Below are 19,757 nucleotides of genomic sequence, written 5' to 3'. Positions count from 1 at the left end.
TTTTAATTTCTTTTACGCTTAATTAATAACAGAAGTGCAATCACAACAATAAATCCTGGAAAAAGTCCCATATAAACACCCTTTATCCATAATATTCCTGTACGATTTACTTTAATAGATTTATCTATAGCACTTGGCCTTGAACTTGAGAAAGGATATTTATCATCGTTAAGCCATTTAAATAGGCCCATTGTAAAAATAGAGTTACGTGTATTCAAATTATTACGCGCCATCTCTGCGTTACTCATAAAGTCAGCATCGGAGAGAATCACTATTTTCTGATTATTGCCATTTTGCTTTCGTGTTAAGGCTATCGCTAATGGCAACTCTACTTTCGAGTTTCTTTCTGGATTAAATGTTACTTGTTCCTTTTCTAAATCAAAATCTTCTGTTTCATTCCATACCCTATTGGGATTACTTTTAAGTAGTGTTTTTATTTGATAACCCGCAGTAGAATCTTTTATGATCAATCCCGAAGCAGTTGGCATACTCACAATAAAATTGTCTCGAAATCGGATTCCGATATCACTGACTTCTTTTGTGTACTGCGCCTGAATTAAATCTACTTCATAATCCTCACTTTCTTCTAAAAGAACACCAGGCTTAACTCCTAAACCTAAAGTATCTAATATAGAATTTAAATAAGGTGAATTTGGTTCGATAGCCAAGAGCATATTTCTCCCTGATGCAATATAGTTTTGTAGTATATCTAATTCTTTCTCATTATATGCAGCTCTTGGATCTGCAACAACTAGAGCTTCAATATCTTCTGGAATTGCAGCTACAGATTCAAGATCAATCGTCTTAGGCTTGAACCCTTGATTCACCATAGAACCCCTAATATTTGTCCCATTTGTGAAAATTTTATAGTCAGCGCTTTCAACACTTGTAATATCCCTCTCTCCATTGGATTCTGCAAAACCTATAACAGAAGGCCCATATAAAAGCCTCTTAATCGCAACTGAAATCTCTTTTTCATTTGGATACACTAATAAATCATCAAACATCCTTAATGGTGTCGTTTTTCCTTTATAAGAGATAAATCTTACGAGTCTATTTTGTTCTGGAAGCAAATCAATTTTTGATCTAATTTGCTTAGGGTTTAGAACTTCATCGAAATTGAATTTATGAGCAGAAGCTGCTGTTTTAGCTTTCTGCAAAAGAGTCTTTGTTGTATCCGTCTTGTATGGAAGCGTATCATAATAAGAAATATAGGGCATTTCCATCTCTGGAATGAATCTGCGGTATTGATCAAAATGATGTAAATCATTTATCCTGTTCAAAGGACTTCCTTGTTTAGCACTATAATGCACCAAATTGACATATGTTGTAATTGTTATAGGTTCTTCTAGTTCCTCAATAAGTTCAATAGAGCTTTCAGTTAATGTACGATCATCAAAGCGCGTTGAATCGAAGTAAAAAGTAAAAACAGGTCGTGAAGATACATATCCCACAATAGTAACAACTAGAATAAGCAAACCATACCTGCTCCATTTTGCAAAACCTTTTTTAAGATTTCTCTCATCCTTAAGTTTTAAAATAGTAAAGCTTATGAACATTAGAATTACCAAAATAAAATAGATAATATCCTTACTAATAATAAGACCATTTACCATATTCTCAGACCTACCAGAAATAGCAAACCAATAAGTTAGATCCCTAACAAAATCATACTGCTGACCAACACCTCCAATAAAATTGAGAACCGCCAGCACGGCCAAAGTACTTACGGCAGCGACTACCTGATAATTCGTAAGACTTGACATAAATAATCCAATTGCGGAATATGCACAGATTAATAGGAATACCCCTAAGATACCTCCCAGAACAAAAACTATATCCAAACCAGTTATCGAATAGTAAGCCGTTATAATAAATGTTGCAAGAACCAAACAAAGTAGAAAGGCATATCCAACCATAGAAAGATATTTACCCAAAGCTATCTGCACTACTGTTACGGGTGAAGAATATAGTAATTTTATAGAACCACTACTAGTTTCTCTACTCATCAGCCCCATAGTCAAAATAGGGATGTAAAGATAAAGAGTGCCTTGTATTTTTGCCAAAACACCATCTTCTCCAGCAAATAGAGCCTTGGTCATTACTGGTAAAGCCCTACCTAATTGTTGTCGTGTTTCCTGATCATAAAGCATTTCCGCATATATGACTCCAGATTGAATAATAAATAATATTAATACTAACCACGCGATAGGAGAATAAAACATAATGCTTAACTCTAATCGGGCTATTTTCAAAATCTTTTTCATGAGTTCCTTTTCAAGTAATATCTAAGTTCTTATGCCTTTCCTGAAAGTTGAGCAAATACTCCATCTAGATCTGTTTTTTCTAAATATATCTCTTTTAGATCCCAACCTTTTTCAACACTTTTATGAATGAGGGTCTGAGTGATATGATCTGCATTCGAGAATCGTAAACGGATTTTATTGGAGTTAATAATTTCAACTTTTTCAATATGTGGTACATTTAGCAACTCTTCTTTACTAGGTAAGACCTCCCCCTCCATAATAAGAGAGTTTGGCGCTATATAATTATTAAAGGCATACATAGAATCTGAAAAAACGATCGTTCCTTGTTCAATCATCACAATATGATCACAAGTTGCTTGAACTTCAGATAAAATATGGGTAGATAAAATTACAGCGCGATCTTCAGCAATTTCTTTAATCAATTTTCTAACCTCCTGTATTTGATTGGGATCAAGACCATTAGTAGGCTCGTCGAGAACTACCAATTTAGGGTTATGAATAATTGCTTGAGCAAGTCCTACCCGTTGTTGATATCCCCCCGATAAATTTCGGAGCACTCGTTTACTAAAATGACTTATTCCACATTTAGCTTTAGCTCGCTCTAATGCATCTGGTATCTCGACCTTAGGTATAGACCTCAGATGCGCACAATGTGTAAGATATTCATCTACAGTTAGTTCTATGTGCAGTGGTGCTTTTTGAGGCAAAAAACCAATTAACTTTTTTGCCTCAACAGGCTTTGACCGCATATTAATACCGTCGATAAAGGCATTGCCTTCTGTTTGATTAATTACTCCACAGAGAATATTCATAGTAGTAGATTTACCGGCACCATTTGAACCTAAAAGACCAAGAATCCCTCTATTAAAAACTTCAAAATTTATATCACGAATTGCCCAGTCTCTACTGTACTTATGAGATAGGTTTTCAACCTTTGCTATTACCTTATTCATTTTTATTGTCTTTTTCTTTTAATTAATAATCCAATCCCCGAAATACCTAAAACTACAGGCAGGATAATCATAAAAAACAGTTGCAGAAATTGTATCCCCTTTTGATTAATTGTCACTGTATTGTCAATTGTTTCCTTTCTTGTCACATCAATAGGAAACCTATCGTTACTCAACCATCGAAAAAGCTGCTTTGTAAATGCACTATTTCTATTGGTAAGATTAAAACGACGTATTTCTCCATTACTCATAAAATCAGCATCTCCCGAAATTATAATTCGTTGGCTTTTTTTGTTTAATTGACGGCTCATTGCCACAGCAAGTTGAGGCTCTATTTTTTTATTCTCCTCATAACTGAGAGAGTCACTCTTAATATCTAATGGCAAGTTCTCTTGCCATACTTTTGAATATTTAGGTTTTAAAATAGATGTGATCTCAAAATTTGTATCTGACGGAATTTTAATTCCTGTGGTACCACTCAAGCTTATTACATCTTTTTCTTCCATATTAATTCCAAGTAACTTAGATTCTTGTGTTACTTCAGTCTGAACTAAATCCGGCTCAAATTTCTCTGACTCTTGCAGTAAAATGCCCTCGTCGAACTCAACTCCTAAATGCCTTAAGAATGGATCAAGCATTTGGTTTTTTCCTGGTTCTCCCGCGATCAAAGCATTTCCGCCACGATCCAAAAATTTTTTCACTTGAAGTATCTGATTTTCTGAGTAAGGTATTAAGGGATCAGCAATAACAAGAACATCTAGAGAATCCAATTCTTTGGAAGATTTATCCAAGTCTATTATATCCATATCGAAACCGTGATTTACTAATGCTGATCTATTTTGTAAAGCACTAGTTAACTCATAATAGGATTTATCCGCAGCCCTAGTAATATCGCGTTCTCCATTCCCATTTAAAAAACCTACTCGCACCGGATTTTCTAATAATCGTTTTATCGCGGCTGCCATTTCAGGTTCTTGTGGATAACCAATCTGATCGTAGAACATACGTAAACTTGTAGTTTTACCCTTATAGCCCACCTTCCTAACAAAGAAGTTGTTCTCATCTCTAAGATCTACTCTAGAGCGTATTTCTTGAGGGCTTAAAACTTTATTAAAATCATAACCGTAGGCAACTGCTGATTTTCTGGCCTCCTTTTCAAAAGAATCAATAGTTGCATCACGAGAAGTATAGGTGGAGTCGTAATAAGCAACATAGGAAATATCAATTTCAGGAATAAAACGAGTAAACTTACTAAACTGATTAAATTCAAATATTCTGTATTTAGGGGCCCCTATGTGTGCATATCCATTGAGTACATTAACATATGTAGTTAAAGTTATAGGCTCTTCTAATCGATTAATAAGTTGCAGAGTAGTATCTGTTAACGTTTTCCTTTTGAAACGGGTTGTATCATAGTACACATCTAAAAGGGGCAATGAACTAACATAACCAACAATTAAAACACCAACAATTAATACTGTATATGAGGAAAATTTAGTTGCTTGCGAAGTCTGTTTTCTACCTTTATCAAAACGCATAACGGTCAAGGATAAGAACAACCCGATAATAAGTAAAAAATAGATAAGGTCTTTAGAGCTAATTAACCCATTTATAAAGTTATCGGCTCTTCCTGCAATAGATATCCAGTAAGTAATATCTCTAACAAAATCTATACTCTGCCCTATTGTACCAACATAATTTAGTGCAGCTAATACAGCTAGTGTACTTATGGCAGCAACGACCTGATAAGAAGTAAGGCTTGACATAAACAGACCTATACTACTATAAGCACAAAGCAACAGATAAAGGCCAAATACACCCCCCAATAAGTATTGCACATCAAGATTATCAATGCTAAAAGCTGCGGCAATTATTATTAATAGTAGCACACCAACTAGAAGTAAGCCATAGAAAGCCATAGCCAAGAACTTTCCTAATATGATTTGCCTACTGGTCACAGGAGAAGAGAACAAGAGTTTGATTGATCCACTTTGGAGCTCCTTGCTAATTAACCCCATAGTCAAAAGTGGAATATATAAATAGAGTTTATTTTGAACTGAACTAAAGAACCCTTTATTTCCTCCAAAAATATCCTCTGATAATGACTTTAAATTAGACCCTAGCTGCTGGCTGGTCTCTCTAGCGTCTATTAAATCGACAAAAGTAAGTCCACATTGAAGAATAAATAAGATGAGTACTAACCAAGCAATTGGAGAGAAAAAGAGTATATTCAATTCAACTTTGGCTATTTTAAAAATCTTTTGCATAAGACAAAAAAAGCTTGTACTGCAGATATTTCTATCTACGGCATCATTAAAAAATAAAGGGTTCTCCTTATCCTTTGAAAAGAAAAGGAGAGTGCCCTAGCTAATACAAATTAAAACTGACTGGTTAAAGCTGTAACCTCATCAAATCCTTCCCATATTTGTATATTATCTACATCTACGTTTCCAACACCTGTATTTATAAGAGGCATGAGATAAACTCGTCCTTCGTTTTCATCATAAGTTGATGCTAAAAGAGCTCTATTATTTAATGGTAAATAATCTGATCCAAATGGATAATCTGCATCTTGATAAATTTGAAGGGTAGTAAATCGCTCACCCTCACCTAAGGTATAACGTTCCTGTATGGTAGCCGTCGCAGTGGAATAAAGAACAGCGTATAGCTTTGTATCTGTAGCATAATATAAAATTCTCTGATTATCCACAAACACGAATAACTCTGCATTTTGAATTTCTGGTGCTTCAGATAAATCATAGTATCCAATCGCTGAAGGTGGAATAACATCAGGATAAACACTTTCGCCACTATCGAATATATATAATCCTACATCTCCGTTGTTTTCGTCCTTTAAAAGATGTCTAAAATTCCCATCAGTTCCTACACTTGCTGCTAAATTGATTTTATCATCCACAGTTGATGGATTGAACGCACCATCATTTGAATTAGGCATGGCGTACATATTGCTGTCCCCAAATTGAGTTATTGAAGGCTGGTATACAAATTCATCCACTTCTTCATCATAAAACATTATGGTTACGGGCGGGGATTGCACTGTCTTTCCAGCAATTATACCAGGGACGGTATATTCAGAATCAAAGGCTACACCGAATTTTTGAGATGCCCCAAAATAAGTAGCGGTAAGGTTTCCATTATTAATGAAAAGACTCCCTTGATTTACCTGCCCTAAAGCTTGAGGACTGTAAACAGGTCTATCTACGTAAAATAATTCTCCATTTGTACCACCTAATGTAAAGTCGACCGTATTTATTTTGTAGATCGAATTATCGGTAATTCCTAATACAGCATCTTGACCATAAATTGAGTAGTATTTAAGCTGTTTAGTTACTCCGTTAATCGTCCCATCATTTAAGGAGCTATACACATTGTACTTTACATCTAAACCATCAAAATCTGATGTCACCTGTTCACTCATTATATGACTTAAGTCTGTTGACATACCATCGGAAGTTGTAGCCACTACAATACCTTGTCCAATATTATTTAATACCCTCAATGGCCAAGCCATAATATAGTCAATATCAGTTTGAGTATCAGTAACAGTCAATATCAATTCATGGTTTCTAATTGCGTCTGTAGGTCTATAAGCTATTGGGGCATCCAAATTCTTATCATTACTCAATATGTCAAAAATAGTATCTGTAGGTGCGATATTTATTTTCCACTCAAAGGCCAGGTTTTCTTCATTTCCAGCATAGACCACATTGGGCTCAACAACTAGATTATCAAATTGAAATACTGTGAGTTCACTATTCCCTGTGGTATCGATAACTACACCATCTATTGTATTAATATCGAAACCACTGTTGTCTTCAAAACAAGACTGTGCTACTATCATAAGTAATAGCGCATAGGTTATTCTTAAAATTATTCTCATTGCTTTATTTGTTAAATAAGTTATATCGAAAATTCAATGCTTAATATACCGGAACGATTTCCTCCCCTGCATTTGGCCCATCATCATGAACTAAAGGTTCTCCAGGATGCTCCGCATTATAAGCTCTAATATAATCCCCATAAGCCCTACCTAAAGCCTGAGCACCGGTCGGACCAACCTCTCTATAGTCTGCTAATGAAAAAGTGGTCATTCCTGTTACTTCAATGAAAATGCGGTAAGCACGACTGCTGGGATATGCTGTAAAAAAATATCTAAAATAAGTCCACGCTGGAATGACTATTTTATTAGTCCAAATTAATTTAGTCTGATTGCTTTCTTCAGCACCAGCAACAAAATCATCAGAGGAAACTATCAAAAGTTTAATAGCTACAGAGCTTTCATCAAGTGCAGGACTTTTCCTTACTTCAACCTTCAGATTTCCACTAAAGCTGCCAGAAGGAATGATTCCTTCAACAATTTCATATTGACTTTCTGAAGCTGTAGTTTCAGGATCGTTAAGAACCTCTACGTTAAAAAACCGGTCATAAGAAGTTGAATCCCCTGTAACAAAAACTGGAATTTCTACGATATGCTCATCCGCTGGTTCCTGTATAAAAGAATATTGAGTAGAATCGTTTATAAAATTTATAGCAGGTGCAGTCGAGAAACCAGTCAACTCATCCTTTTCACATGAGCTAAGTACTATTATAAATACCAAGCTAAATATTAATTTAAAGATTTTCATAATGTTAAAAGTTTATGGAGTACTAATTTCTATTTCCAAATTCTACTTCATTGTCTGGATATGGTAATACATATTCTTGATCATCAATAGTAATGGTATTGTCAAATACTCCAGGTATTTCTGCAATACCATTTCTTTTTAAATAATAAAACCACTGACCTTCACCTAAAAATTCTTTGTGGTATTCTTTATATACTTCTAAAAGAACATCCTCTTGAGAAGCATCACTTGGAATTTGTTCAATTATGCCTCTACTACTTCTAACCGTGTTAAGAAGTTCTACAGCTTGATCAAGCATATTGCTCTTAGCATAAGCCTCGGCAGCTATATAATACATCTCTGGAAGCTTAATAAGCGGTATTTGATTATAATTTTCTGCACGCATATTATTTTGGAATAACTTTAAATTCACAACTCCCCTTGCTTGAGTTTGCATCAAGGTATTAAAGCGTACATCTGGAACACCCACATTTACATTTTCTGTTTCAAATGTTTCATTTACATAATTGGATGTATAATACAAAGCATCATAATTAGCATTGTCTCCTTCTGCTCTAAGCAAAGGGTTTATATCATCTATAAGACCTTCGACATCTATCATAAACAACACCTCTTGATACAATATGCGATCTGTAGAAACCGGATGAGAATCTGAATCGATAAGCATCGCAAAAGAATCATCAATAATCTCTTGCGCTACGGTTCCAGCCGCTTCTTGATCACCCTGCCATTGCAACACTCTTGCTAATAAAGCTTTTACAGCAAAATAATTCATACGTTGCTCACGGAAATTGTAAAATCCATCTCGGTTAACCTCAGCATAATAATTATCTGACTGTTCTGAAAAAACAGGATCTTCCTCTAATAAGGATAGTGATTCCTGCAAGTCAGCTTCCATCATCTCAAAAGTTTCACTAAAGCTTAACTGAGGTTTAATTTCTTTATCAAAGGTGGTTACATAGGGTATGGCATATTCTTGAAATAGCTCTGGTCGATTTTCTAGATTACCTGCATTAAATAGGCGCATCATATCAAAATGAAGAAATACCCGAAGACCTAATAGTTCTCCTCTTATCAGTCTATAATTAATATCTCCGAGTACCGACCTGTTTTTTTCAGTCATTTCCAATGCTAAATTTACATTTGCAATTGTATTATATGCCCCACTCCAAGAAGCCTCAATTTGACCAGCCGACCTTAGTGTCTCATACTGAAATTGCTGTATCCCAGCATATTGAGCCTGAACAGGTAAGGCTGCATATTGTTGACTCAGCAAGTCAACCATATTCCAAGATAAATCTTTTCCATAAAGCTCTTCAGCAGTTAAACCTATATAAGAGCCTATTAATGCATCCTTAAATCCATCGATAGTTTCAAACTGCTCTTCTGCAGTAAGTTGGTTGCTAGATTGCTCATCTAACCAGTCATTCTCACACCCGGCCCCTAAAACCAGAACTAAGCACATCAGAAATTTTATATATATTTTGTTCATAGTAATTAATTTTAGAAAGTAGCAGTTAGACTAAATGACATTGTTCTTGAAAAAGGATACAAGGTTCCACGCTCTATTTCAATGGTTGAAAACTTCACAACGTTATTCATATTGAACCCTAATCGTAAACGCTCTAGGCCAAGAGCTTTATTAATAGATTTACCGAAGTCATAATATGCACTTATTGCTGCGATATCTAATTCATTACGATCCTGTACAAAACGTGAAGTAGGCTTAGTTAAGCTTCTATCAAAGGTATATCCATTAGTAGCGTAATTGAAAACACGTATACCTCTAAAATAACTTTGCTGACCTTGATACTGCCATCTTCCAGTAAGCACACGTTCATCAACGTTGTAATTCATATCAACATTTTCAACCTTATCTACAAGAGTTTGATTGTACAGCTGACCGCCACCTAGATATCGTGCTGTAACACTTAGGCCAAACCGCTCATATTCTCCAGAAATACCAACTACTCCACGATACTTAGGATTATTATCTCCTACGACAACCATTTGGGTCGCATCCCATTCATAAGTTGTACTACCGTCTTTGTTGATGAAAATTTCACGACCACTGGCAGGGTCAATACCCGCAGATTGCACGGCCCAGATTGCATTCATAGACATCCCATCTTCATATCTTAGAACAGGAGTATTATTTTCCTCATCTGCAGCAAGTTCCTCTTGAGACTCATTAAAGCTTCGCATTGCATTAGATAGTTCAACAATTTTATTCGTGTTTGTAGCAATTCCAAAATTCACATTTAAAAAGTTGGTGCCGTTTGACCAAATGAGATAGGTAGCATTAGCATCTATACCACTGTTTTTTACCTTACCCAAATTTTCTTTAACACTATCAAACCCGTTAGAATAAGGTAAAGACACATCTGTTATTAAATTTTCTGTATAATTTTCATAATAATCAAAACGTAAACTCAATCCTCCTATCTTAGTATCTAGTCCAATATTGTAATCAAATTTGCTTTCCCACTGAAGATTAGGGTTACCTAGGTTAAGTATATACGATCCTGGAAAATCTTGATAAAAAGCGTCCTGATAATAAGCATAGGTTACAATAGACTGATTGGTATTAAAATTCTGATTTCCCGTTGAACCTAAAGAACCCCTAACTTTCAATTGCTCGAATACACTTTTTCTAAAAACACTCTCATTGTGTAAATTCCAGCCGAGCCCTAAACTCCAAAAGGTAGACCATCTTTTGTCTGCTCCAAATTGAGAGGAAGCACTTGATCTTAGAGTAAGGTCACTTAAAAACCTATTGTCATACACATAGGATCCTACTGCCAGAAAACCCAGCTCTCTTGAAATCCCACTTATTCCTATAGGTCTTGAGTCGAGTGCGTAAGCTCTTGCAAAGGTTATGTTGTTAAGTCTACTGCTAGGAAAACCTTCTGCAAGATGTTGTAGTTCTTCATATTTACGCTCATTTATATCAAAAGAGGCATTCCCAAATACAAAATGTTTCCCAAAATTTCTAGAGTATTGAAGATTTAGATTTCCCGTTAGAAATGTGCTTTTACCATTATTTACTTGATAAGACCCCTTGCGCTCATCATCTACATAATTATCAAATTGTGTATGTTGCCCAGGGTAAAACTCGTCTGCGTCATTTCGTTTTACATCAACACCTATTCTAGCAATTGTTTTCAAAGAAGGAATCAGCTGCCACTCCAAATAAAAGTTGTTTATAAAATTGAAATAACTAGATTCATTTTTTACTCCAATTGTGGAATTATAAAGTGGATTGGTATAGTTATTATCGGCATCAAAAAACTCAGCATAATACGGTATAGTCCCATCTATATTTTTAGCCCTCCAGTACGGATTCATAATTGCATACTCATTGAAAGTACCATAAGGAGATTCTGCTGCTGAATTCGAAATAACCGTTGTAATATTTCTAAACTTTAAATTATCAATGGAATACATAGTAGTAATTCCACCACCTATATTTTCACGATAAGAATCCTTCATTACACCTGCTTTTTTTTGATAATTAAGATTTGCAAAAACTCTTAAATTTTGCCCTCCTAATTCAACACCTAATGAATGTCTTTGCCCTATTGCATTTCTCAACGGAAGAGCCATCCAATCGGTGTTCAGCCCCTCCTTTGCAAGTTTTAGGCGGCTATTATATAATTGTTGTAACTCAATGTAATCTTCAACATTACGGGCCTCATAAAAACCATTTAACTGCTCTGCTTCCAGTTTTTGCAAAGAATTTGTTAGATTGTAACTAGAAAGATCTGGTAACTCTACATCCAACATAGCGTTATATGTAATGCGTGTCTCTGAATTTTTCAGTTGATCAGTTTCGATGACTACGACGCCATTTGCCGCTCTTGAACCATAGAGCGACTTAGAGGCCGCATCCTTTAAAATTGTAAGACTTTTAATTCGATTAAAATCCAGATCGAAAACACGTTCTACAGTAACTTCAAAACCATTGAGAATAAACAAAGGTTGATTGGGACTTTTTAAATAATTCCCTTTAAATCCATCAACCCCTTCACCCGGAAAAGTAGAAGTTCCACGAATCTGCATATCAGGTAATGCGTTAGGATTTGATCCTAATTCAAAATTATCCAGAATTGCAATTGACGGATCTATATTTTGAATAGTCTGAAAGATATTTTGATTCCCAACTCGGCTTAACTCTTCCTTAGTAAAAGTTACTGCTGAACCTGTGAAACTCTCTGCTTTTCTCTCAAAAATTCCATTAATAATAACTTCTGAAAGCTCTGAAGTACTCTGCTTCATTTGAACATTGATAGTCGATTGTTGGCCTACAATCCTTGACGTAGTAGTATAACCAAGATAACTGAATACTAAGGTATCCTGCGGAGAAACATTAATGGTATATTTTCCATCTAGATCACTTAATGTACCGTCATTAGTATTCTTCTTTACTATATAAACACCCGGAAATGGATTCCCCAAATCATTTGTTATAGTACCACTAACCGGTTTTTGAACTTCTTTATTATCAGAATAACTTATTGAAATCTTTGGCTTGTTATCTTGCTTTAAAATTATCTGCTTACCGTTTAAAGTAAAGCTAGTCTGAAGAGTGGCTAAAACATCAGTCAAAAGAGTTTCAATATCTTGATTCTTAGCATCTACATCAATCTTTTTTGTTAGGTCTATGTCTTGGACTTTATATACGAAGCGATAATCTGTAGACAATTCAATTTGATCAAATAGCTGCCCTATTGTAATATCACTTAACTTTAAAGTTATCAAGTTTTTAGGGTTTTTCTCGCTGGCTTGAAATAGGGATGTGGTAGTCAAGAAATAGAGAAGAAGTATTTTCATAGAAAAACTTTTAGGGTAAGACAATACTTTTCTTCTTGTTCTAGTAAGAAGTTTTTTCATACATTTAAATAATTAGATAATGGATTAGTTTTATGAGCTGATCGATTTAATTCAACCGGAAAGTGCTGGAACCATTTTCCGGTTACTTTTTTTTCATAAGTATTTAGTTTTTAATTATAATTTTATTTCCACTTATTTGGTAGTCAATTTTGTGAATCTCATTGAAGTATTCAAAAACTTCGTCAATATTAGAATCCCCAAAATTTGCATTGAAAATTTCCTTTCCTAATTCAGCATCATCATTAACAATAGAAACATTATAATGCCTTTCTAATCGTGTTAGAAGTTCATCAAACTCAATATTTCTAAATATTAACTTATCATTCATCCAAGAGGTATAAATTTCAGGGATGACTTGATGAATTTCGCTTTTATTTACTTTGGCATTATGAATAGCCATTTCACCTGGATTTAGGATGGCACTAGGTTCTTTCGACTGAAAGTCGATTTGAACCAAACCTTCTACAAGAACAACATTAGTCTTAGATTCATTTTGAAATGCTGAAACATTAAACTGGGTTCCTAAAACTTGTACATCAAGATTTTTTGTTTCTACAATAAATGGATGTTCTTTATTCTTTGTGACTTCAAAATAAGCTTCTCCTATTAGTTCAACTTTACGAGCTCCTTTGAAAGAAAAATGATTTGGAAACCGAAGCTGAGATCCTGCATTTAAAACGACTTTAGTACTATCAGACAAAATCATTCTTGCTTTTTTACCGTATGGAACTTTTAACGTTGAGAATTCTATATTCTTAACTAAGTTGCTTATTTGAGGAAGAATAATGGTATTATTACTTATCCTAGCGACCATCTTACCTGATACAGATATACTATCTTCCTGACTATCAGTAAGTGTTATTTCGAATTGTGAATTTCCTGTTTCTAATAGGACTTCCTCATTAACGATTAGAGCGTCCAAACTTGGCCGTTCAATATTATTCAAAGAATTCTTCACCAAAATGAAAGATATAAGACCAACAAATACAGCTGCAACAGCTGAAATCAAAGCAACCCTATTTCGACGTTTTATAACAGCATATTTCCTCTTATCACCAAGCCGGATTACTTCTTGATATATTTTCTCCGCTCTTCCCTTATCTAAATTGTAAGTGTCTCCCAAAGAATCTAAAATATGCACTACATCAATATCAGTTTCATCAATTTCATTTTGTTGAAATAACGTTGTTAACCGCGCTATTTCAACTGATGTGCATTTATTTAATGCGTACTTTTTTAGTAGATCCCTTATTTCTTGTTTGCTATCTGACATAAATTTTAATGGCTAGTCATATATAATACAACTGAGAATTACCTAAGTACTATTCCTTTTATTAAAAATTTTCACATATACACTCAATTTTTAGCAAAACAATAACAACAAAGCCCCGATTTACGGGGCTTTGTTAACACTTTATTAATTGAAATTTTTGTTTCTAAATTTGAAATAATACTAAAAGTAAAACTCCTATAGGTAGATCAGAATTCATATGAAGATATGTTCTTATATTCTCTAAAGCCTTACTCATTTGATTCTTTACTGTGCTTATGGATAAATTTAGTTCTCGACTGATATCTTCATAGCTCATACCCTCTTTACGAGACATCTCAAATATCAGTTTACGTTTAGGAGGTAAGCTATCTATAGCTTTTATACGTAATCTATTATAATCTTCAGTTATGAGGTTGTTTTCAGTAGTATTTGCACTTGACTCAATCTTTAGCTCTAGTGAACTCTTCAATTTATTTTCATATGCCTTTTTCTTTAGCGCATTAAATGCTGCATTTCTAACACAAGTAAATAAATACGACTTAAATGATTTTTTATGGTCAAGATTGCCTCTATTCAACCAGCATTGTAAAAACACATCTTGAAGTATTTCTTCAGCATTTGCCGATGATTTTAATAGACTAAGAGAGAATCTATAAACATCATTATAATACTTATTATAGAGAAATTTGAATGCACGTTCATCCCCCTTAGCTAATTTTTGGACCATTAGCACATCTTCATTTTTATGGAGGTTAAATTGCAAGATTAAAAATATATTATAAATAATTCATCAAATAATAAATATCATTAAATAATATTTATCCAATAGAGTCAAATGTAATATTATTTTTAAAATAACAAAATTTGTATAAAAAATTTTGCTTTATAAAAAGCCAATTCAATTGTAAAATTGAGATGTAATATTTTATATTAAAGTCAACATTAGAAATTCTATTTGTGTTAAAAATGTTAAACTTTCAAATTAGGTGTACGATTCGGTGAGTCATCAAAAATTGGCTATTTCAAACCCCTTACAACACTGGTGCTCACAGATTAGTTCGAGTCCCGTCCAGACCGCAAAAGCCTATTCCTAGTCCATGATAACGTATAAAGTAAGATTAGTATCTAGAATGAAATTCACGCAAAACCGAATGAAAAGTGGGCAGGAATGCTCGGTTTGTTTTTAAAGTTTGCAATGACGTTAAATCAGGAGTATAAGTCTATTTTAAAGGGACTTCATATTGCTAATTCACAAAAGGCCTAAAACTAGAAAACCGCTCATCCCGAGCTATCGGGACGGTTTAAATAAATGAGATTTTATAAGAATTAGGGGCTTGTGCAACGGTTATCGGTGTTACCAAACGTATTTTTTAATTTATTTGTTTCATTATTTTGCACCTTAATTCAATCCAACTTTTAATTTCTTTTTGAGGAAATACAACTCCTCCATTATAACCTTCTCCTTTTATTCCAATCCTACATTTTTCAGGAATATTTTTTCCGAATTCTTTTTCCGCAACTTGAAATAAGTCAACTCGATAGTCGCTTAGCAAATGAAATGCTGCAGATAAAACCATTCAACGAGGATCTTCATTTTCATCCGCTAACTATTTGATCAGAGCGTGTTCTTCAAAAAGTGACCTTTAAGGCTTCACTCTGCTCGACATGCGAAACACTTTGATTACTGATCCCCAGCTCTTGAGTAAGAGTTTCTTATTTCATCCCGAGCAGCTCACGGGTGCGGGCGATCTTTCTCCCGATATGTGTTTTCTTTTCGATTGCCGGTATTTAAAATTTAGAATTGAGGATAGCTTTTATAAAAAGAGTGACTTGAGAGCCTGACTATGCAAACTGCTTATTTTTTATAAAATATTTATAGAATCTAAAGTAACTTCGTAGAAACAGGAATTTGATGCCTTTAACAATCTATAAAAGATCGAATCCGTATTTGATAAGCGGCTTACTCATTGTCGCAGCAACGCTTATTTCTCAAGTATCAATTCACCATATTGGATATCAGGGAGTAGCTTTGATTTATTTGCTTGTAGTTTCGATAAGTGCCATGCTTTTTGATATTTGGCCGGTTTTAATTACAGCTTTAAGCAGTGCCGTATTGCTTAATTTCTGTTTTATTACACCACTTTACACCTTTAAAATAGTAAGTACCGAAGATGTACTGATGTTTTTTATGTACTTGATTTTGGCTTTGGTCAATGCCGTACTGACCTATAAAATCAGAGATTACAACAGTAAGAAAAGGGACGAAGAAGAAAAGACCAAGACCATAAACCTGTATAACATTCTCTTAAATTCACTTTCTCATGAGTTACGAACTCCTATTGCAACCATAATCGGTTCTATAGATACCATACAGGATCAAAAAGCCAAACTTTCTGAAACGCATAAACAGGAATTGTATGATGAGATTTCAATTGCAGGTTCGCGGTTAAACAGGCAGGTAGAAAACCTGTTGAATATGAGTCGACTCGAAGCTGGGATCTTAAAGCCCTCTTTTGACTGGTTTGATGTCAATGAGCTAATTTTTAATGTGCTGAAACAAAACCAGGAACACGTCGCAAATCATCAATTAGTCTTTACGCCGCAGAAAAATCTGGATCTGGTCTGGACAGATGGTGGGTTTCTGGAAACCATTCTTCAAAATCTTGTTTACAATGCGTTGCAACATACTCCGAAGCAAACCACCATATTAATCGAAGCACGTCTTAAAGATCAATCTTTAAAAATTAGTGTTTCCGACAATGGGAATGGTTTTCCTAAAGCGAGTATTCCTGTTGCTTTTGATAAATTTTACAAGCTCAATAATCAGGCTACCGGTAGTACGGGATTAGGTCTTTCAATTGCTAAAGGGTTTACCGAGGCTTTGGCGGGAACCATATCCTTAGAAAATAAGAAAACAGGTGGCGCTCTTTTCAATGTATGTATTCCATCTAAAACGCTTGCTTTAAAAGATTTTGAACATGAATAAAGCCGAGATTCTCATTATTGATGATGAGCCCCAAATACAGAAATTGCTTCAGATCAATCTGGAAAGCAATGACTATAAAGTAGTGCAGGCGCGTACTGCTAAAGAAGGGATTTTAATGGCGGCTAATCATCCTCCAGATCTCATTATTCTAGATATAGGGCTACCCGATAAGAGCGGGCACCAGGTTTTAAGCGAACTCCGGCACTGGTACGCCAAGCCTGTAATCATTCTTTCTGTATTGGATAATGAAAAAGACATCGTATCTGCTTTAGATACCGGTGCTACAGATTATTTGACCAAACCTTTTAGAACAGGCGAACTCCTCGCCCGCATTAGAGCTGCAATACGCAGAAGCCAGACCGCAGTTAACGCATCTGTAGTTACTGCAAACGAACTGGAAATTGATCTGGTAGCGCGTATTGTAAAACGCAATAACGAGATCGTAAAACTCACGGCTACCGAATATAACTTACTGGCTCTTTTTGCTAAAAATGAAAGTAAGGTACTTACCCATCAATACATCTTAAAAGAAGTTTGGGGCTATGGCTACCAGACCGAAACGCAATACCTAAGAGTATTTGTAGGGTCACTTCGGAAGAAAATAGAAGAAAACCCAAACAATCCCCAACACCTCATTACCGAGAGTGGCGTAGGCTACCGTTTTCAATAGTCTTTATAAAATCTTTATACCGGTTGCCAGTTCTTTGATTTTATACATATTCTTTTCGCCTCAACTTTGTATTGTCTAAGAAGCTAAGGTTTTAAGGGAGTTGAAGACTGTATAGATGTTCATTACAGTTTACTCCTCAAACCCGACTTCTTAATTAAGGGTAGAACACACAGTTTCAACCCTTTTTTAAAAATTCAGTAGGATGGAACAATCAAAGGCAAAGCTGCTTGTCGCTATTTTATTTCAAATGCGAAAGGTGAGCAATCTAACCAACTCCACACTCACCATTCAAGGAGTTGATTCAGAATTGAACAGGTTGATGGGAGAAGTCCTTTCAAGCGAGGAAGAACTTGATTTTTCGGGTAAACTTGTTCCCCTTCAAAAGTATGTGACGACTACCCGGCAAAACCTGAAGGTTTTTGAAGAACTGAACACCCTACTTCTTCAACTTCAAATGCTTCTACAACAATTTGGCACTAACCTGAATCCACATGTATAAGACAATTATCAAACAAATCTCGAGCCTTCTGATTATTCTTGGAGGTGTTATGCTTGTCCCATGTCTGGTAGCTATCCTTTACAAAGAATGGTACTCCTTATTAGGGTTTGCCACTTCGGGAATTTTAACTTCCGGTCTGGGGTATATTATTTATAAATTCCTGAATGACGCTCAAGAACCCAAATACCAGCAATCTCTTATTATTGCGGCATTTGGTTGGCTTAGTATTATCATTATGGGAGCTTTGCCTTATTATGTAATTGCAAACATCACCCCCCTTGAAATTATGCGGGAATTTATACCTGCAGGTGCTTCGTATACCGAATCGAGTATTCTCAATTTTAAAAACATCCTGCATTGTATTTTTGAAAGTACCAGTGCATTTACCACTACAGGCTTAACGATGGCTTATCATGAACCTTCGGTAGGTAAAGCGATTCTTTTTTACCGCTGTTTTTCACAATGGGTGGGTGGCGCCGGTTTTATTGTAATGGCTTTAGCTGTTTTTAAACACATTCCCGGACAATCTGCTATTTTACTCTATGGCTCTGAAGCCAGCGGAACCAAGTTGAAAACAAACGTGATCGAGACAGCACGGTCTATATGGAAGGTCTATTTCATAATCACGCTTATTATGTTTTTTTACATCGCCATCGGCACCTACTTTATTTTGCCTGAATATCCTTTAGCTGAAAATATTTTTGATGCCATCAACCATGCAATGGCCGGGCAATCTACAGGAGGTTTTAGCACGCTTGATGATAGTATAGCGGGTTACCATTCTGAAAAAATGGAAATGCTCTTTTTACTTCCGATGTTGCTGGGCGGACTTTCTATTCCCTTTTTATACCGATTTATTATTCTGAAAAAATTCAGTGAAGTCTGGAACGATATTCAAACACGTGCGGTACTTATAGCTTCAGTAGCAGGCGGTATTGTATTGTCGTTGTTACTGATGCAGTCTGGTACTGTTCTAGAACCTTTTAGAGAAGGTGTTTTTCAATTCATTAGCGCACTTTCTACAACCGGCTGGCAAACTTCAGCAATAGGCGACTGGAGTGATCTTTCCATACTCTTTATTGTTGCTGCAGCAATGATCGTAGGAGGTTCTGCCGGAGGAACTGTGGGCGGAATTAAAATCATAAGGGCTTTGTTATTACAGAAAGGCCTGCGCTGGCACATCAATAAGATCTTTCTCTCTGAAAATACCATTAAGAGCGTCAAGTTCAATAATCGCTATATGATGCCTGCAGAAATGAATCAAGAGTTAGCCCGGGCCGGGATTTTCACTTTAATCTATTTATTATTTGTTTTTAGCTCGACCATGCTTACGGTGTATTACATGAGTAGCGATTTTACACTGGCAGATGCACTCTTTGAAGCAGCATCTGCACAGGGAACGGTAGGTCTTTCTTCCGGGATATCAGACCCTTCTATGTCGCCGGTTTTAGAAACGGTTTACATCCTGCAAATGTGGTCTGGCAGAATCGAAATCATACCTGTGCTTGTGCTGGTTCGCATACTTTTTTTCGGAACCAAAGCACGCAAACTATAATCTTAATCTTAAAAAAAT

14 protein-coding genes are annotated in these 19,757 nt (G+C 35.3%); 4 read left to right on the top strand and 10 right to left on the bottom strand.

All coding sequences use genetic code 11. From position 1 onward, the window contains the following. Positions 1-2 precede the first annotated feature (2 nt). From BUB91_RS06750 to BUB91_RS06705, 10 genes are all read right to left on the bottom strand, one after another. Complete coding sequence (locus BUB91_RS06750) at positions 3-2,267, bottom strand: Gldg family protein (RefSeq protein ID WP_073098471.1); 2,265 nt, start codon at positions 2,265-2,267, stop codon at positions 3-5. Positions 2,268-2,296: 29 nt separating this feature from the next. Continuing rightward, complete coding sequence (locus BUB91_RS06745; protein WP_072981505.1) at positions 2,297-3,220, bottom strand: ABC transporter ATP-binding protein; 924 nt, start codon at positions 3,218-3,220, stop codon at positions 2,297-2,299. A 2-nt stretch (positions 3,221-3,222) separates the two neighbouring features. After that, positions 3,223-5,484, bottom strand: a complete 2,262-nt coding sequence (locus BUB91_RS06740; RefSeq protein ID WP_073098470.1) for a Gldg family protein — start codon at positions 5,482-5,484, stop codon at positions 3,223-3,225. A gap of 110 nt (positions 5,485-5,594) precedes the next feature. Next, the gene (locus BUB91_RS06735) at positions 5,595-7,079 is read right to left on the bottom strand and encodes a PKD-like family lipoprotein (protein ID WP_241652579.1); all 1,485 of its coding nucleotides are present in this window, start codon (positions 7,077-7,079) and stop codon (positions 5,595-5,597) included. 79 nt (positions 7,080-7,158) lie between these two features. Further along, positions 7,159-7,863, bottom strand: coding sequence for a DUF4843 domain-containing protein (locus BUB91_RS06730; protein ID WP_073098468.1), 705 nt, complete (start codon positions 7,861-7,863; stop codon positions 7,159-7,161). Positions 7,864-7,885: 22 nt separating this feature from the next. Next, on the bottom strand, positions 7,886-9,355 hold the full coding sequence (locus BUB91_RS06725; protein ID WP_073098467.1) for a RagB/SusD family nutrient uptake outer membrane protein: 1,470 nt from the start codon (positions 9,353-9,355) through the stop codon (positions 7,886-7,888). An 11-nt stretch (positions 9,356-9,366) separates the two neighbouring features. Beyond that, positions 9,367-12,696 carry a SusC/RagA family TonB-linked outer membrane protein gene (locus tag BUB91_RS06720; protein WP_164917833.1) on the bottom strand — a complete coding sequence of 1,110 codons (3,330 nt, stop codon included), beginning with the start codon at positions 12,694-12,696 and terminating at the stop codon, positions 9,367-9,369. Between the two features lie 163 nt (positions 12,697-12,859). Then, positions 12,860-14,029 (bottom strand): FecR family protein, encoded by a 1,170-nt coding sequence (locus BUB91_RS06715; RefSeq protein WP_073098465.1) that lies wholly within the window; start codon positions 14,027-14,029, stop codon positions 12,860-12,862. 163 nt (positions 14,030-14,192) lie between these two features. Beyond that, positions 14,193-14,756 (bottom strand): RNA polymerase sigma factor, encoded by a 564-nt coding sequence (locus BUB91_RS06710; RefSeq protein WP_073098464.1) that lies wholly within the window; start codon positions 14,754-14,756, stop codon positions 14,193-14,195. 643 nt (positions 14,757-15,399) lie between these two features. Next, the gene (locus BUB91_RS06705) at positions 15,400-15,606 is read right to left on the bottom strand and encodes a hypothetical protein (RefSeq protein ID WP_073098463.1); all 207 of its coding nucleotides are present in this window, start codon (positions 15,604-15,606) and stop codon (positions 15,400-15,402) included. Between the two features lie 335 nt (positions 15,607-15,941). Here BUB91_RS06705 and BUB91_RS06700 point away from each other — a divergent pair, with 335 nt between their 5' ends. The 4 genes from BUB91_RS06700 to BUB91_RS06685 all read left to right on the top strand — a co-directional run bounded on the left by BUB91_RS06700 (position 15,942) and on the right by BUB91_RS06685 (position 19,739). Then, on the top strand, positions 15,942-17,015 hold the full coding sequence (locus BUB91_RS06700; RefSeq protein ID WP_073098462.1) for a sensor histidine kinase: 1,074 nt from the start codon (positions 15,942-15,944) through the stop codon (positions 17,013-17,015). Then, complete coding sequence (locus BUB91_RS06695) at positions 17,008-17,685, top strand: response regulator (RefSeq protein ID WP_073098461.1); 678 nt, start codon at positions 17,008-17,010, stop codon at positions 17,683-17,685. Before BUB91_RS06700 ends, BUB91_RS06695 begins: the two co-directional genes overlap by 8 nt. 202 nt (positions 17,686-17,887) lie before the next feature. Next, entirely contained in the window at positions 17,888-18,184 is a 297-nt protein-coding gene (locus BUB91_RS06690) for a hypothetical protein (RefSeq protein WP_073098460.1), read from the top strand. Next, positions 18,177-19,739 (top strand): TrkH family potassium uptake protein, encoded by a 1,563-nt coding sequence (locus BUB91_RS06685; protein WP_083557864.1) that lies wholly within the window; start codon positions 18,177-18,179, stop codon positions 19,737-19,739. The genes BUB91_RS06690 and BUB91_RS06685 overlap by 8 nt, the downstream gene beginning before the upstream one ends. Positions 19,740-19,757: the final 18 nt, after the last annotated feature.

Source organism: Leeuwenhoekiella marinoflava DSM 3653 (assembly GCF_900129005.1).
Lineage (GTDB): Bacteria > Bacteroidota > Bacteroidia > Flavobacteriales > Flavobacteriaceae > Leeuwenhoekiella > Leeuwenhoekiella marinoflava.
Note: the sequence above shows the minus strand (reverse complement) of the source record. Positions and strands in the feature narration are given on the sequence as shown.

Bases quoted from the DNA above. Each gene is read 5' to 3' on its own strand.
- BUB91_RS06750 (WP_073098471.1), bottom strand. From the start codon at position 2,267: ATGAAAAAGATTTTGAAAATAGCCCGATTAGAGTTAAGCATTATGTTT.
- BUB91_RS06745 (WP_072981505.1), bottom strand. From the start codon at position 3,220: ATGAATAAGGTAATAGCAAAGGTTGAAAACCTATCTCATAAGTACAGT.
- BUB91_RS06740 (WP_073098470.1), bottom strand. From the start codon at position 5,484: ATGCAAAAGATTTTTAAAATAGCCAAAGTTGAATTGAATATACTCTTT.
- BUB91_RS06735 (WP_241652579.1), bottom strand. From the start codon at position 7,079: ATGATAGTAGCACAGTCTTGTTTTGAAGACAACAGTGGTTTCGATATT.
- BUB91_RS06730 (WP_073098468.1), bottom strand. From the start codon at position 7,863: ATGAAAATCTTTAAATTAATATTTAGCTTGGTATTTATAATAGTACTT.
- BUB91_RS06725 (WP_073098467.1), bottom strand. From the start codon at position 9,355: ATGAACAAAATATATATAAAATTTCTGATGTGCTTAGTTCTGGTTTTA.
- BUB91_RS06720 (WP_164917833.1), bottom strand. From the start codon at position 12,696: ATGAAAATACTTCTTCTCTATTTCTTGACTACCACATCCCTATTTCAA.
- BUB91_RS06715 (WP_073098465.1), bottom strand. From the start codon at position 14,029: ATGTCAGATAGCAAACAAGAAATAAGGGATCTACTAAAAAAGTACGCA.
- BUB91_RS06710 (WP_073098464.1), bottom strand. From the start codon at position 14,756: ATGGTCCAAAAATTAGCTAAGGGGGATGAACGTGCATTCAAATTTCTC.
- BUB91_RS06705 (WP_073098463.1), bottom strand. From the start codon at position 15,606: ATGGTTTTATCTGCAGCATTTCATTTGCTAAGCGACTATCGAGTTGAC.
- BUB91_RS06700 (WP_073098462.1), top strand. From the start codon at position 15,942: ATGCCTTTAACAATCTATAAAAGATCGAATCCGTATTTGATAAGCGGC.
- BUB91_RS06695 (WP_073098461.1), top strand. From the start codon at position 17,008: ATGAATAAAGCCGAGATTCTCATTATTGATGATGAGCCCCAAATACAG.
- BUB91_RS06690 (WP_073098460.1), top strand. From the start codon at position 17,888: ATGGAACAATCAAAGGCAAAGCTGCTTGTCGCTATTTTATTTCAAATG.
- BUB91_RS06685 (WP_083557864.1), top strand. From the start codon at position 18,177: ATGTATAAGACAATTATCAAACAAATCTCGAGCCTTCTGATTATTCTT.